Annotated in this window: 15 protein-coding genes; 5 read left to right on the top strand and 10 right to left on the bottom strand. The window is 37.1% G+C overall.

Annotated elements, in window-relative coordinates; all coding sequences use genetic code 11:
• Nucleotides 1–83 precede the first annotated feature (83 nt).
• On the bottom strand, nt 84–1,088 hold the full coding sequence (locus EXE10_RS14055) for a hypothetical protein (RefSeq protein WP_130113787.1): 1,005 nt from the start codon (nt 1,086–1,088) through the stop codon (nt 84–86).
• Between the two features lie 205 nt (nt 1,089–1,293).
• Here EXE10_RS14055 and EXE10_RS14050 point away from each other — a divergent pair, with 205 nt between their 5' ends.
• The 4 genes from EXE10_RS14050 to EXE10_RS14035 are packed head-to-tail and all read left to right on the top strand — an operon-like array spanning nt 1,294 to nt 4,065.
• Nucleotides 1,294–2,082, top strand: a complete 789-nt coding sequence (locus EXE10_RS14050) for a crotonase/enoyl-CoA hydratase family protein (protein ID WP_087552894.1) — start codon at nt 1,294–1,296, stop codon at nt 2,080–2,082.
• Between the two features lie 55 nt (nt 2,083–2,137).
• The gene (locus EXE10_RS14045) at nt 2,138–3,064 is read left to right on the top strand and encodes an alpha/beta fold hydrolase (RefSeq protein WP_130113789.1); all 927 of its coding nucleotides are present in this window, start codon (nt 2,138–2,140) and stop codon (nt 3,062–3,064) included.
• Between the two features lie 43 nt (nt 3,065–3,107).
• Nucleotides 3,108–3,668 carry a TetR/AcrR family transcriptional regulator gene (locus EXE10_RS14040; RefSeq protein ID WP_130113786.1) on the top strand — a complete coding sequence of 187 codons (561 nt, stop codon included), beginning with the start codon at nt 3,108–3,110 and terminating at the stop codon, nt 3,666–3,668.
• A gap of 37 nt (nt 3,669–3,705) precedes the next feature.
• Nucleotides 3,706–4,065, top strand: coding sequence for a lysozyme inhibitor LprI family protein (locus EXE10_RS14035; RefSeq protein ID WP_068975759.1), 360 nt, complete (start codon nt 3,706–3,708; stop codon nt 4,063–4,065).
• 53 nt (nt 4,066–4,118) lie between these two features.
• Here the strand turns inward: EXE10_RS14035 and EXE10_RS14030 are convergent, their stop codons facing one another.
• The 9 genes from EXE10_RS14030 to EXE10_RS13990 all read right to left on the bottom strand — a co-directional run bounded on the left by EXE10_RS14030 (nt 4,119) and on the right by EXE10_RS13990 (nt 13,668).
• Nucleotides 4,119–4,676, bottom strand: coding sequence for a hypothetical protein (locus EXE10_RS14030; RefSeq protein WP_068975760.1), 558 nt, complete (start codon nt 4,674–4,676; stop codon nt 4,119–4,121).
• Between the two features lie 228 nt (nt 4,677–4,904).
• Nucleotides 4,905–5,822: an HARLDQ motif MBL-fold protein gene (locus EXE10_RS14025; RefSeq protein ID WP_130113785.1), complete on the bottom strand. Its 918-nt coding sequence runs from the start codon at nt 5,820–5,822 to the stop codon at nt 4,905–4,907.
• Between the two features lie 137 nt (nt 5,823–5,959).
• A complete protein-coding gene (locus tag EXE10_RS14020; RefSeq protein WP_130113784.1) occupies nt 5,960–7,087 on the bottom strand; it encodes an acyltransferase family protein in 1,128 nt (375 codons plus the stop codon).
• A 57-nt stretch (nt 7,088–7,144) separates the two neighbouring features.
• Entirely contained in the window at nt 7,145–7,558 is a 414-nt protein-coding gene (gene pgaD, locus EXE10_RS14015; RefSeq protein WP_068975855.1) for a poly-beta-1,6-N-acetyl-D-glucosamine biosynthesis protein PgaD, read from the bottom strand.
• A 43-nt stretch (nt 7,559–7,601) separates the two neighbouring features.
• Nucleotides 7,602–8,867, bottom strand: coding sequence for a poly-beta-1,6-N-acetyl-D-glucosamine synthase (gene pgaC / locus EXE10_RS14010; RefSeq protein ID WP_130113783.1), 1,266 nt, complete (start codon nt 8,865–8,867; stop codon nt 7,602–7,604).
• Nucleotides 8,868–8,876: 9 nt separating this feature from the next.
• Nucleotides 8,877–10,910: a poly-beta-1,6-N-acetyl-D-glucosamine N-deacetylase PgaB gene (pgaB, locus tag EXE10_RS14005; protein WP_130113782.1), complete on the bottom strand. Its 2,034-nt coding sequence runs from the start codon at nt 10,908–10,910 to the stop codon at nt 8,877–8,879.
• Nucleotides 10,911–11,400: 490 nt separating this feature from the next.
• The gene (locus EXE10_RS14000; RefSeq protein ID WP_068975765.1) at nt 11,401–11,739 is read right to left on the bottom strand and encodes an FKBP-type peptidyl-prolyl cis-trans isomerase; all 339 of its coding nucleotides are present in this window, start codon (nt 11,737–11,739) and stop codon (nt 11,401–11,403) included.
• 309 nt (nt 11,740–12,048) lie between these two features.
• Nucleotides 12,049–12,579 carry a YaeQ family protein gene (locus tag EXE10_RS13995; protein WP_130113781.1) on the bottom strand — a complete coding sequence of 177 codons (531 nt, stop codon included), beginning with the start codon at nt 12,577–12,579 and terminating at the stop codon, nt 12,049–12,051.
• A 60-nt stretch (nt 12,580–12,639) separates the two neighbouring features.
• Nucleotides 12,640–13,668 (bottom strand): CobW family GTP-binding protein, encoded by a 1,029-nt coding sequence (locus EXE10_RS13990; RefSeq protein WP_130113780.1) that lies wholly within the window; start codon nt 13,666–13,668, stop codon nt 12,640–12,642.
• A gap of 462 nt (nt 13,669–14,130) precedes the next feature.
• Between EXE10_RS13990 and EXE10_RS13985 the strand changes: the two genes are divergently transcribed.
• Nucleotides 14,131–14,361, top strand: a complete 231-nt coding sequence (locus EXE10_RS13985; RefSeq protein ID WP_087552884.1) for a hypothetical protein — start codon at nt 14,131–14,133, stop codon at nt 14,359–14,361.
• Nucleotides 14,362–14,439: the final 78 nt, after the last annotated feature.

Raw genomic sequence — 14,439 nt, 5'->3', positions numbered from 1 at the left:
GTTTGAGCTAATACGTATAAAGTTCTATTCTTCTTTTCCAACTCTAGTTAGTTATAAATAATATTAAGCGTAATTTTGAATCATCAACACGGTATAAAATATTGCACTGCAATCAATTGATTATTCTTAAAATAAAATAGATAAGCATCATCCATATCTTTAGTATTTATACTTAGCATTACATCATATTTCAATTTAGCAGCATCCTCACTTGCAGCACCTATCGTATCAGTTGAGTTCTTACTTTCATCAAGGCTATAACCTGTTTTAAAAAGTTGCTTTACTTGGCTCAAAGTCGTCGCTGATGTGACTGTTTTCCCCATCACTTGTACTTGATCTTTTGCTGTTAAACCAAATACCCCCATCACCACCATTTGATCGTTTGCAATGCGTAAATCATAATGGTCTATCGTCGTACTTTTCTCAGCTTGATCATCAGGAAAAAAGCCACCGCATTCAACCTCTTCAGGCAGATAGCTCATTCGATCTAATGCACCAGCAACAGGACTATCATTTCCATTAACAGCTTTTCCAAGTTGTATCAATATTTTTGCGTTAGGATCTTCAATTTCATTCAATTTATCGTTTTCAAAACGATATTTAACATTTTTATCTAATTTTTCTTCCCTACCATAAATCACATTGTTTTCAATTTTTTCAAATTCAACAACATCTATATGATCAAACATCCCTGCATTGAAAACATGATTTAGTTTAAATGGCTCAGTCTTATTCGCTAAAAAAACAGCATATTCAAATGCTGGAACTTGAGAATCACAATCAAAAAACTTCATATAGCCATAAAGAAAATCATTTTTTCCATCATGATTCAGATCACCAACAATTATTCCATCACCATCACCAAGAGGTTCGATTTTGCATGCACCTTCAGTTAACTTAAGTTTATTTTTCTGAATCGCCTGCAACATTAAATCATGTTCACTCTGCTTATGTTCAACATGATTATTTTCAGATTTTTGTACATTATTATTTTCACTCGCACTCACCTTTTGATCATTTTTTTGACATGCCACAAGCAACAAACTGCCACATAACGAAAAACTCAAAAACATTTTTTTATATTTCATGATTATTCAATTTAAAAATTTTTCACAAGAATAGCCATCTCATTTTCAAAACTCAATACAGTTTGCCAATTAACCATACGCTTTTCTGTGCTATACAACTTAAACGATACAGTCACATATTAAAGATTGACTGTTTTCTAACGATCGTTTAAAAACTTAAATAACACCGAATCATTTAAACCCAAAATGAATGTGAGAACAAAAAATGTCAGATATACAAGGAAAAGTTAGTCGTGAAATTCGTGGTCATATTTTCCTCATTGGCTTAGACCGTGCGAATAAACGCAATGCTTTTGATAGTCACATGATTCACGATCTATCAATGGCATTAACAGAATACGAAAACAATCCTGAACTACGCTGCGCTGTTGTATTTGCCCATGGCGATCATTTTACCGCTGGCTTAGACTTGGTTGAGTTACAACCCAAACTGGCAGATGGCGTTTTCAATTTCTCAGATGATATTGTCAATCCTTGGGGAACGGTTGGACGCCAAAGAACCAAACCGCTTGTCACCGCAGTACAAGGTTATTGCTATACCGCAGGGATTGAGTTGATGTTGAATTCCGACATCGTGGTTGCCAATGAAAATACGCAATTCACTCAAATCGAAGTACAACGTGGCATTTTACCTTTCGGTGGTGCAACCGTTCGTTTTGTGCAAGCAGCAGGCTGGGCAAAAGCCATGAAGTATGTACTGACTGGCGACTTATTCTATGCACAAACTGCCTATGAAATGAATCTGGTAACTGAAGTTGTAGAGGGAAATAATCAGTTAATTCGTGCACTTGAATTGGCTGAACGTATCGCTCAGGCTGCACCGCTTGCTGTTCAAGCTGCGCTGAAATCTGCACATCAAGCCTTTTTACAAAGCCCTGAAGCAGCATTTGCCAATTTACAAGGTTTGCTCACGCCATTACTTGCCTCACAAGACGCACAAGAAGGTGTAATGGCAATGCTTGAACGCAGAGCACCACAGTTTAAAGGCAAATAATTGATTATTTTAAATTCATAAATAGTCAGCGATGTAGATCTATAGAGAAACGATGATGCAAAATGTAAAACACCAAACCGGAACAGACGCTTCAAGTAAAACAGACTTTGCTAATGAAAATAGCTTCAATGCACAGTCTGTTACTTTTAAGGCTTTAGATGGATATGAACTGAATGGAACACTCTATTCTCCAACACATCCAAGTACAGCTAAAATCGTCCTTGCAAGTGCAACAGGTGTGCCGCAAGCGTTTTATCGTCGTTTCTCTGAATATGCGACACAACTGGGTTATGAAGTCTTAACATTTGACTATCGTGGAATCGGAAAATCTGCTCCGCGACATTTAAAAGGCTTTCAAATGTCTTATCTGGATTGGGGAAAGCTTGATTTAGCAGGTGCGATTGATTACCTCTATGATGAATATGCACCACTATTTTTAGTTGGACATTCCTACGGTGGGCAGGCTTTGGGTTTAACCCCAAACCATCAAAAAGTCACAGCGATGTATTGTTTTGGTACTGGTGCAGGTTGGCACGGTTATATGCCTTTTAAAGAAAAAATCAAAGTCCAAGCTATTTGGAATATCGTCTTTCCGCCAATGGTTGCTGTCACAGGCTATTTACCATGGAGCAAACTCAATATGGGAGCTGATCTCCCTAAAGGGGTTTATCAGCAGTGGCGAAAATGGTGTAAAAACCCAACCTATTTCTTTGCAGATCCTGAACAACATGAATTGCATGAGCAATATGCACAAGTCAAAACACCGATTTATGCAGTTGCAGCCTTGGATGATGATTGGGCGCTACCAAGTTCTCGTTATGCATTTATGCAACATTATAAAAATGCCCCAATGCACTTTATCAACATCTCAGCAGATGAGTTTGGCTTAAAACAAATTGGTCATATGGGTTATTTCCGTAAAGATTCTGAACAAATTTGGGATAAAATGCTCAATACATTCACCACCTTAATCACTGATTAACATTTTGAATGTTTAATCCATTCGGCTTGCCATAAGGACATCTATGCGCCCACAAAAACTCTCCTCAGAACAAATGCTCAACATCTGCGCATTGCAATTTAAAGCGCACGGATATGCAGGAACGAGCATGGAGATGTTGGCAAAAGCCTGTGGGTTAAGTAAAGCATCCTTCTATTATTATGCGCCAAACAAAGAAGCCTTATTACTCAAAGTCTTAGAACATACACATCAATATTTAAATCAACAGTTATTCACACTGGATAACTTCAATGAAGTTGATCCCATCACACAATTTGAAAATATGCATCGCAAAGCAATACAATTTTTTAGCTATGAAATTAAAGGCTGTTTGGTAGGCATCATCTCACTCGAAGCCAGCTCAATTTCGGAACAGATTCTTCAAAAAATTCGAGATATTTTCCAAGATTGGCAAACCGCTTTTTATCAACTTTTTAAGCAAAAACTTAATGAAAATACGGCGCAAAATCTAGCAAAAATCAGTGTTGCGGATTATGAAGGTGCTATTTTAATGTATCGTTTAAACAATGACTTATTTTATTTAGATCAAATTAAATCTAGAATTTTACAAACTCTTGATCAATAAAAGTGCTCATCATTATAATCCACTTTGGAAATAATCAATGAAATTCAATCTTTTAATATTTAGCCTTAGCTTCATACCTACTATTAGTTTTGCCCAATGCAATCAACAAGATCAAATGTCGCTTTATAAATGCATGGAACAACAACTTAAAACTGATAAAGCTAAAATGAACAAACTTTACCAACAAGTCTATAATCAATATGATGAGAAAAATAAAGCATTATTAGAAAAATCACAAAAAGCTTGGCTCAATTATCGTATTGCCCAGTGTGATGAACTTATGAGTAGTTTGACTTATGGTACATTAGGATTAGCCTCTGGCTTTGCCCATCTAGACTGTCAAATCAATTCAACTGAGTTTCGATTAAAAGAATTGAAATCACTTATCGAAAATTAAGTCATTTAAAATCAGACCATTTCTTTTAAGTCACACCTTTTAAGCCTTATCTTTTAAATCACGTCTTTAAACTCAGCTTTATGCTCTATCCCCTCACAATCGACATGGGCATAGAAAATACCGTAACGTCCCACATAATATTCAAGTGATTGATCATGATAATGCCAAAACACTGACCATTCGCCAAAATCAAAAGCACCCACTTGGCTTTCTGTATTCATTGGCATTTTACTTAACAGCTCTTGTTGAATTTTTTCCGCTTGCAGGAAGTCTCGCACTCGTAAAGCTTGTGAAAAAAACATTTCGGCTGCCGAGTCAAATAAGCGCTGATCTTCATCGCTAACTTCAACTTCAGTAATCTGATGTTCAATCGTTGACCCTGCGGAATCCTGTGACGAATCAACGGACTCTACCACTGCTTTTTGACGTTCCTCATCAATCATCTGTTTAATGATTTTAGTTTTCTCTGGTAATTCATCATCATGTTGAACAATTTGAGATAAATCTTGTCGTTGTTGATCAAATGCTGCATTGATTTTATGTTTTGCGACCATACGCCATAGGACATACAATACGCCTATCACGAGAATAAAAATAATAATTTTCAACATAATATGATCTCAAACTTTTCAATTGCAATGCAATCTATATACAGCTTTACGGTTTTGTAATTTGAATATTTTTAATAATTTACACTCTAAATTGTATAACTATCTAAATTCGAGTATTTGGCTTAAACGTAACATTTTTTTTCATTGTCAATTTATTAACTTTACAATCGAAATATAGTTGGATGTACTATACCTTGCATATAGAACACCCATTGGATGGTGATTGAATTATTGCAAAGACTTTAACTGAGCTAATTGCTGTTGATCTTGCAACTGTTTTTCAAAGTCAGCTTTGCCTTTTTCCACATAACTTTGTAAGCCTGTAGGGTCAATAAAAGCCCGTTTATCGCCTGCTTGCAACTTTTCCAATTTCTGTTTCATATTAAAACGATCAGCCTTATTGGCAAGGAAAATATCTGCATGAATCGCTTCTAAAGTTTTAAAAGTTTGCTGCATATCTGACACAATATCTGGATAATTTTTATTATTTAACAGGTAATAGCCACCTGTAAATAAGCTATCTGCATAAATCACTTTATAATTTTTAAAATGATATTTTACATCAGTGGTCCAAGACGTCGCCCCAGGCAAATGCCCAGGTGTTGCATGCGCAGTAAAAGTTTGGCGACCAAGTTTAAGCTGTTCACCATCTTTAATAATAATGTCCGCTTTTACCACTGGAAATAATAATTGATTTCCCAAAGCAAAATCCGAAGTCGCGCCATTGGCAAGCATTTCAGCATTGGCAGCACTCGCGATTAATTTTGCCCCACTCCATTGTTTTAATTGCGCAAAACCACCCGCTTGGTCTAAACGTGCATGACTATTCAGCAAATACTTAACATCTGTAATTTTAAAACCTAACTTTTCTATATTGGCTTTAATTTGTGGTGCAGATTGAGCAATGCCACTGTCAATTAGAACCAAACCATCACCTGTGTCAAACAACACGGAAGATAAATTTTCAGTACCGACATAGTAGATATGATTGAAAATCTTGAATGGCTCAATAGGTGTATTCCACGACTCGAACAAACTCAAAGGTGGTGCTTCAGTTAATGCTTGTTGCGCATTTAATGGAGTTGCATGCGCGAGTTGAAAGCTCATCGCCATGAGTGAAAGCGCTATTGATTTGATCAGATGCATTGAAGCGGTCCATGCCAATAAAACCGCTATACTTTATCAAATTACGACACTTTTCAATTTTTTATTGCTTAAAAAACAACAAACTCAATGCAAAATTGTAAAAGTTATTTTCAAAATATGAAATTTCAAATAAAAGCTTAGTTCAACACTTTATTGGCAAGTGCATTACTGGCTTTAATTGCAAATTCATCGACATAACGGCTATAAAAATTTGCCACAATCAACGTTGCACCAATCGCACTCAACCCTGAAAAAATCGCTGAAGCAGAATAACTCCATCCCATATTAAAGAATAAATTAAATAGAGGGATACACACCAAATACAGCATTAATAAATGCAGTAAATAAATGGAGAATGATAATTTCCCGAGCCAAACCAGTATCGGATGATCTAAGCATTTGGATAATAATGGGCTCATCAGCACACTATAAACGATCAGGGTTCCTGCCAAGAAGTTGCAATAATCATAAGTGTGCTCTCCCCAAAAAGCATACAACCACTGATAAGAGGCACTAGTATTGTGTGCCCCTGCAAAATACAAACCAAGCATTAACATAGGGATAGCAACATAACTCGTTAAGGTTTTGGCATAAAGATAAATATAGATCCCGATAATAAAGCTCGAAATCCCGAAACTAAATCCCTGCCCTCTCCAATAATAAGCAAGACAAGGAATGATCATAGAGCCTAGCCAAAACGCGATTTTTTTATAGTGGAGTAGATACAATAGAAAAAATAATGCAAATGATCCCATTAACTCAATCGTCATGGTCCATAGCACCCAATTGACATCACTTTCTGAAAATAGAAAAGCGCCTATTGTTCCCTCATAGAGGACTTGCTTTAAACTAAAACCTTGCACAGTAAACGCTTGAAGCCACATTCCAACATGATGACTATTAATATGGACAAATTTAAAGACCAGCCAAATGATTAAACACGAAGTTAACGCAGGAATCATAAGACGCGGATAACGCTTCACCATCATCATTTTGATTTTTTTATGGAATTGCTCAGGCTTATTTAATGTCGCATAACTAAGTACATAACCACTCAATACAAAAAATACAAAAACGGCTGCATCACCTGAATAAATAAATGCAAATGGTGAATGATGCGTTGCATTTACCCATGCCAAATCAGTCACCTCATTTGGATCAAAATGATGTAAGTATGGAAAAAAACTCATCGCGAGATGAGAAAAAACGACAGCTAAGCAAGCCAAACCTCGAATGCTCTCTGCCGAATTTATTTTTGCGGACATGAAGGATTCCCTTTGTACATCGAAGTCCCAACAGGTGGGGCTTTGATCGACCAATACTTAGTCGATATAAGTGATACGACCATCCGCATCATGGTGGACAGTTGAAATTTTCTGCTGACGTGAATGAACTAAAGCCTCAACATTTAAGTTGAAATGGTCGGCATAATCCTGTGTAGATTTAGGTTCCATTTCCTTTTTAGTTTTCGCAGGAACAAAGTTACTCCATAACCATAAAGAAACCGCACAAGCAATTAATGCAATTAAACCATTTTCTAAAGCCTTGGCAAAAGCTTCGAAAAAATAATGGATCAACTGTGGTTTTTCCAAAGAAAGATAACCCACCAAAATCACGATTGGACGCCAAAGCAATAACCAAAATGCCCACAACATTGCTGTCATTGTCGTAGAGAAATAACGACGATGCCACGGCAACTGCTTACGCAAATCAATAATCAAAGATTCTGCTTTCATATTTTTGCCTTTGGTCTGATTTTGCTCAGACATATTCAAATCATCAGCCATCTTGGCGCATACCACGGTCAGGACTCACCCAACGCGCCCGTTTACTGCTTCCCAACTTAAGTACTTTTGGAAATGCCACAATACTTGCTGTGACGGTAATCAACCAAAATACGAAAGGATACCAAATCATCCAATAGTAGTTTTTCACTAAAGTCGATTCATAGCGACTGTCCATCCATTTACTGATTGCAAATTGCAATAGACAAGTCGTGCCCAATAATATTCCCGTTCCCATTGGTAACAACGGTGAGCTGATTGCAGGCGTTCCAAGCAAAGGTAAAACTAAATGCAAAATCCAGAAAATCACCATGATTAACATTAAATATGACCAAACCAAGGTCAGGATCAATTCAATGATAAGGGGCCAAAGAAAGTTCAGTTTTGGCTTTAGCAATACATCTATATTCTTTAATAGTACCTGTGCCCCACCCATTGCCCAACGCAAACGCTGTTTCCACAAACCATTAAAAGTTTCAGGCATTAAAATCCACACCAAGGCATTCGGCTCAAAGCGTACTTCCCACCCTGCTCGGTGTAATTTCCATGTCACATCAATGTCTTCGGTCAACATATTCGGTGACCAATAGCCCACCTCATGCACCGCACTTTTACGGAATGCAGTAATCACACCTGAAACAGTAAATAAACGCCCAAAGGTACTTTGCGCTCGTTTAATCATGCCCACAATCGAAGAAAACTCACCGACTTGAATTCGACCAAGTAGTGTTGATCGGGTACGAATACGTGGATTACCTGTCACTGCGGCAACTGTAGGGTGGTCGATAAAATGTCGAATCATCCATTGTGCTGCATGCGGATCAAGTAAAGCATCTCCATCAATCCCAATTAAATATTCAGCATCTGTCAACAAACTACCTGCTTGCAAAGCCATTGCTTTACCTTGGTTCTCCGCCAAATGAACGACACGAAGTTTGTCATATTTCAACGCCAATTCATTTAAAATTTCTTTGGTATTGTCAGAGCTGCCGTCATTAATCGCAATGACCTCAAAGTTTGGATAATCTAATTTTAATGCATGACTAATGGTTTCATGCGCATTGTCCTGTTCATTAAAACAAGGCACAAGTACCGCAACCAGCGGATATTCGTTCAAAGGCGCAGGCTGTTTATAAGGCGGATCTTTACGCTCTTTCCAATGAAAAATAACCGCACCGATCATCCACAAAAACGACATGAACAATGGATAATAAAAAATAAAATTTAATATCGACTGCCACAGATGCTGAATTGCATTCATAACAACACCCTAAGGAACCATACGTTGTGGTTTAGAATCGAATACTTTACGCATTTCAGCCGTGTTAGGATGCTCCTCGATTGGATCATCTGGATAATAGCCCACATGCATTACGCCTTGCTGATACAACGAAGCAATCGTTTGTGTCATTTCAGAAGTCGGAATTTTTTGGTTATTGCGCCAATTCACCGCTTGTAATTCAAAAATGGTCTTTTTAATCCCATTCGGCTGTTGCTTCACACGTTTAACTAAATCTTTATAAAACTTGTCTGCATCAGGCGCTTGTTCCATATATGGCATTGCCATGATTGCAGTAAAGTCATATTTTTGAATAGATTGTTCTAACGACTGTGCATACCAATTTTCAGAATACGCGGACAAGGCAACTTGAGCATATAAATTACGTGCAGTGAGTAAGAATGGTTGGTAATAACGTGCTTTTTGTGCCAAATCCATAGCAAAGTTATCAATGGTTTTGGTTTTAAAATCCGTCCATTTTTGAAGTTTCGCATCATCATTACGAATTTCCTCTAGATCAGCAGGCAAACCAATTTGTTCATAAGCTTTGATTGCATCTGGACTTGCATCTTCATAATCTGACAATGTCGCATCATCATGGAATAAGATTCCATCAAATGTTGTCGACTTTGCCAAATCTTCATATAAACCTTCAATCACTTTACGCGCTTCAGGTGAGTACGGACTTAAACGATGATAACCCATATTTAAATGGTCACTATTTTTTGCTTGTTGCGTCACTACTAAATCTTTAGATGCAGGATTTGACGCAGGTAATTCCCATGCCAATAATGGCATCCATGCATATAAACGCCCCACTTGTGTCCGAGATTGGATTTGCCATGCCACACGGTTAAACAAGTCAGCACGCATTGGCAAATAACGGTTCGGGAAATACACCATATCGGCTGAACCATTGGCATCTGGATCAGCAAAAGCTTGTAAAAATACTGTTGTGACATGCATATCACGGATACGATCTAACAAACGCCCTAAGTTTTTCTCTTGCTGTGCTTCATCAGGATCATAGATATAGTCCAAATCGACATGCATGATTTTTTGCGGACGATTATTGTCAGTAAAACCCATTTGACGGCTCTGAATTTCTTGCGCCAATGAGTCTGTCGTCATTCCACCTTCAACCAAGATACGGTTCATATGACCTAAAGATTTTTCAATATGGTCTGGACCATCATCTAGGCTAATGGTCATCGGCATGCCTGCTTTTTTCGCCAAAGCAACCGCTTCCATATTGTAGCGTCCATAAGGCCACACCATCACACGTGGCGCTTTTAGACCATGTGCAGACAAGACCTTATTGTTCTTTTTCAAATCGTTAAAAATACGATCTGCGTAATCCTTGTCATCTTCATAAGTCTTAGTTTTAGGATTATATTCACGTGTCACTGCGACAGGTTCAGAGTTCCCTTGCGGATTGCCTGTTACACCACGATGTAAGTTGTAACTATGGCTACCAATCTCAACGATGCCACTCTTCTGCATGGTTTTTAGCTCATCCCACGACAGCAGTTTTTTCCGATCCAGTTTGTCATCACCAAACTGCACCATGGCATTGGCTTTTGGTTCAAGCCACGAACCAACTACAGCGAGCACCACAGGAATTTTACGTTGTTTTAAAATTGGATAAGCGTATTTATAAAAAGACTGATAACCATCATCTACAGTCAATAAAACTGGTTTAGTCGGTAACTTAGATTTACCTTCATTGGCTTTGATAATTTGATCAACATTAACAAAGTTATAGCCATTCTTTTGCAACCAATCTAAATGCAATTCAAATTGCTTCGGTGTCACTGCATAGGCTGGCATCACTGCATCTTTCTTTTCAGTAATTTCATGATAGCCAATGATCGTCAGCGTATTTAAATCAATCTTTGGAAGTTCTTGTACTACTCTACTATCAGTAGTAACTGGATCTACTTCTGCCATCGCACTATTATAAAAAGGAGAAAATAATAGTGTTATGCACATCATCGCTGAAGGAGAAAAGTAACGGCTTAACATATATTTAAATACTCAATCATCATTGTTCTAAATCTGAATACGCCCGTAGCACCTCAATGATTGAGGTGCTAAAATCCTTTTTTGGACGAAAATAATCAGAGCTTTTACAACGATGATTTAAAAGAATAAAACTGAAACGAATCTTAAAAAACAATTCTGAGTAGAATTATTTATTTGTACTATTTAAACACTTTTAAAACAAAAATATTGTAGATGATTGTTACATGCTGATTATTTAATGGTCTTAGAATCATTACAGTGTGCTTTTTATCACATTATTATCAAAAATAGTAAAAATTAAACAGTAGTGCAATTTTACACTTATAACACTGCTTTATGAACAAACAATGGAGTCAATTCAGATCAACTTTTACGATCATGCGAGACTTAAATTTTGAATCTGCGTGAATAAAAAAGATTATAAAAATAGAGATCAAACTGACCTCTATCTTTTCGTCGCTATGTCTTACAATACACTTTGGAATAGCTATCAATCACGTGTTTTAACATCAAATAATTCAATCTCAAAAATCAGATTTGAATGCGCAGGAATAATTTTACCCATTTTACGCTCACCATAAGCAAGGTGTGATGGCACGATTAATTTACGTTTTCCACCAACTTTCATTCCCATGATGCCTTGATCCCAACCCTTAATCACACGACCAGTACCAATCACGGTTTCAAAATAGTTTCCACGGTCTATAGAAGAATCAAACTTCGTTCCATCTTCCAACCAACCTGTATAATGCGTGGTAATCAAAGCACCTTTTACCGCCTCTTTACCTTCACCTACTTTTAAATCAATAATTTCTAATTCAGCTGTCATGTCTTTGCTCCGCGTGATATGTTAGTTCAACACCTTGATATAAGACTTCTTACATAAGTCATAAAATATTCAGATTTAGACTCAAAACCTATTCAAAAATATATCGAGAGTTCCTTCTCTTGCACCATATATGGCTCAGGGATGAGGAGATAACCTCCGTAAGAGGATGAGGGGCTTCTAATATAAAACCACCTACCTCTTATGAAACGCTGTTTCTCAGCCTAAAAAGATAAGGGAACATTCAATATTAATCTGAATGATTCTGAAAATTATTTTTGCAAGATGCTTATTTGCTTAATTTTACGAAAATTACTGTAACTGCGTCCACTCAATCACGGCTTGAGCATTGGCACCAATCAATGTCCACTCACCATCCATCACATTGAGCTGTAATTGCATCGTACGTTCACACAAATCCTGAATTGCCAATGTTGTTGCTTCAGACAGTTGCCATACCTGAACGTTTTTCAATGTTTTGAGTTTAGAACTACGCTTATACCATTCTGCAACTGCTGATCCATAAGCAATCACTGCCACTTCGCTACAACGTGCTGCGGCTTTTTTCACTTTATCTTCATCAGGCAAACCGACTTCAATCCATTTCACCAATTGCCCAGTTAAGTCTTTTTCCCACAATGCAGGTTCATCAGTTTCAAACAAATCTTTGGTAAATTCCAAACGCTCATCAGCAAAACGTGCAAAAGCTAGAACACGAACCATTAAACGCTCAATGGTTTCAGATGGGTGCAATGCCATGGTCAATTGAAAATCGCCATACTGATGCACATCCATATTGGCAATATTCAAATCTGCCTTATAAATCGTTGCTTTAAGTGCCATGAAAATTCCAAAAAATAAGTTCTCAAATATGGCGCACAGTCTATAAGATTTTAAACAGGATTACTGATTTATTTCAGCTTGGTCAATCCGACAATTCAGCAAAGCAGTTTCGAAACTCTCCCAATCTCTATGATCTGAGTCCGCTGTATTTTGGATAATGATTTCAATGCGATTATCTAAACTTTCCTCACCTGACTTATAGTTCAAGTCTTCTGGATTGAAATTGAATGTCATCCAACCTTGATTGGTATTAAAAATCCCTTTTATTCGTAACCAATCTTTTTGCTCACACAACACATCGAGTAAATCGTAAAAATCAAACTGCCAACGTTTGGAAAATTTCCAACCTGCAACCGTATAACCATTTGAAGTTTCAACATAGTGATATGGCAACTGCTTAATCACTGGAAATTCTGCATCTGCAGGAAGCTGTTTTTGTACTTGAATCAAAGGTACAACTTTTCTTTGAATACCTTGATGTGGCACGTCGATTTGTGAAATTTCAATATTGCCCTGTTCTGCCAATAACCATGTTTGAATAGACGTTAGATAATCTGTTTTAAAATGATGAAGCTTCTGTTGATCTACATCATTCATTGAATCAGCATGGGAAACCACCACAATTTGCGCAGCTTTGAGTTGGTCTTGAAATAAATCTTGCTGAATAAATGCCTCATCATGTAGACGACTGCCATCCACAACTGTCACTAATGCGCGCATATCAATTTGCGACTGCCAATGCGGTTCGGTTAACTGTTCTAAAAGCTGTGCGGGATGTCCTAAACCCGTCGGTTCAATGAATAAGCGATCAGGTTGTTTCTCTTGAATTAAGCGTGATAACGCAATTTGCATTGGCAACTGCCCAGCACAACACAAACAACCGCCCAATAGCTCTTTGACTTCATAGCCCGAATCTTGCGGTAATAATTGTTGATCAACCCCAATTTGCCCAAATTCATTCATCAAAATTGCCCAAATTTCCCCTTCAGGCTTCTGTTGTAGTAAATGTTGCAATAAGGTGGTCTTTCCTGCACCTAAAAAGCCAGAAATGATATGGGTCTTTACTGTTTTTTGCGCAAGAATCTTCAAAGTATCAACTCAATGTTATGAAATATGACGGGTTATGAGAAATTAGAACACGGTCTATTATGATTCAAAATCTGTGTGAAAGTTACGATTTAAAATCTATTTTTTAGATAAAAATATCTAAAAAAATTCAAAACTCCAATAATACATTCATAAACCATTCACATTCAATGTTGAGTCTAAGTAAAAAATATGATTATCTTTTAATCAAATTTTCATATTTTCATACATTTTAAGCGCTTCATAAAAGCGATTTATTCACAAAATTATTACATAAGATACGGCTTTGTTTTAAACACGTAACTCGTACTGTTTCGCTTTGTTGTAAAGGTTGCTCAATTTTTATTCTGCACTTAGCATGGTTTTACTCCTTGTGAACTGCAACGCATTTAACACTCGACGCTCTCACAAGACTTTTACGCTTAAGACGATTAAATCGTCATTTAATGAACAAAGGATGCCACAATGAATTTAGTTAAAACACTTTTAGCAACTACCCTTGCTTTAACAGCTTTCTCAACTTTTGCTGCAAAAGAAAAAGCAGCACCGGCAGCTGAAGAACAAGTTGTTGTTTCTACTCAAGAACAACCAACTGCTTCTGAAGAAACTCAAGCTGCGGGTCAACCATCTGCTCAACCTGCAACTGAAAGTGCTGCTGAAGCACCTGCTACTTCAGCACCGCAAGCTGGTCAATAATTAATAATTATTTATTGATAAACAAATCTCTCCAGAGATCACATCAGATTATTTGAAAAGATAATCTGGATAAAAAGA

This window comes from Acinetobacter sp. WCHAc060033 (genome assembly GCF_004209125.1).
Classification (GTDB): domain Bacteria; phylum Pseudomonadota; class Gammaproteobacteria; order Pseudomonadales; family Moraxellaceae; genus Acinetobacter; species Acinetobacter wuhouensis.
The sequence above is the reverse complement of the archived record's forward strand: the minus strand, read 5'-3'. Positions and strand labels throughout refer to the sequence as shown.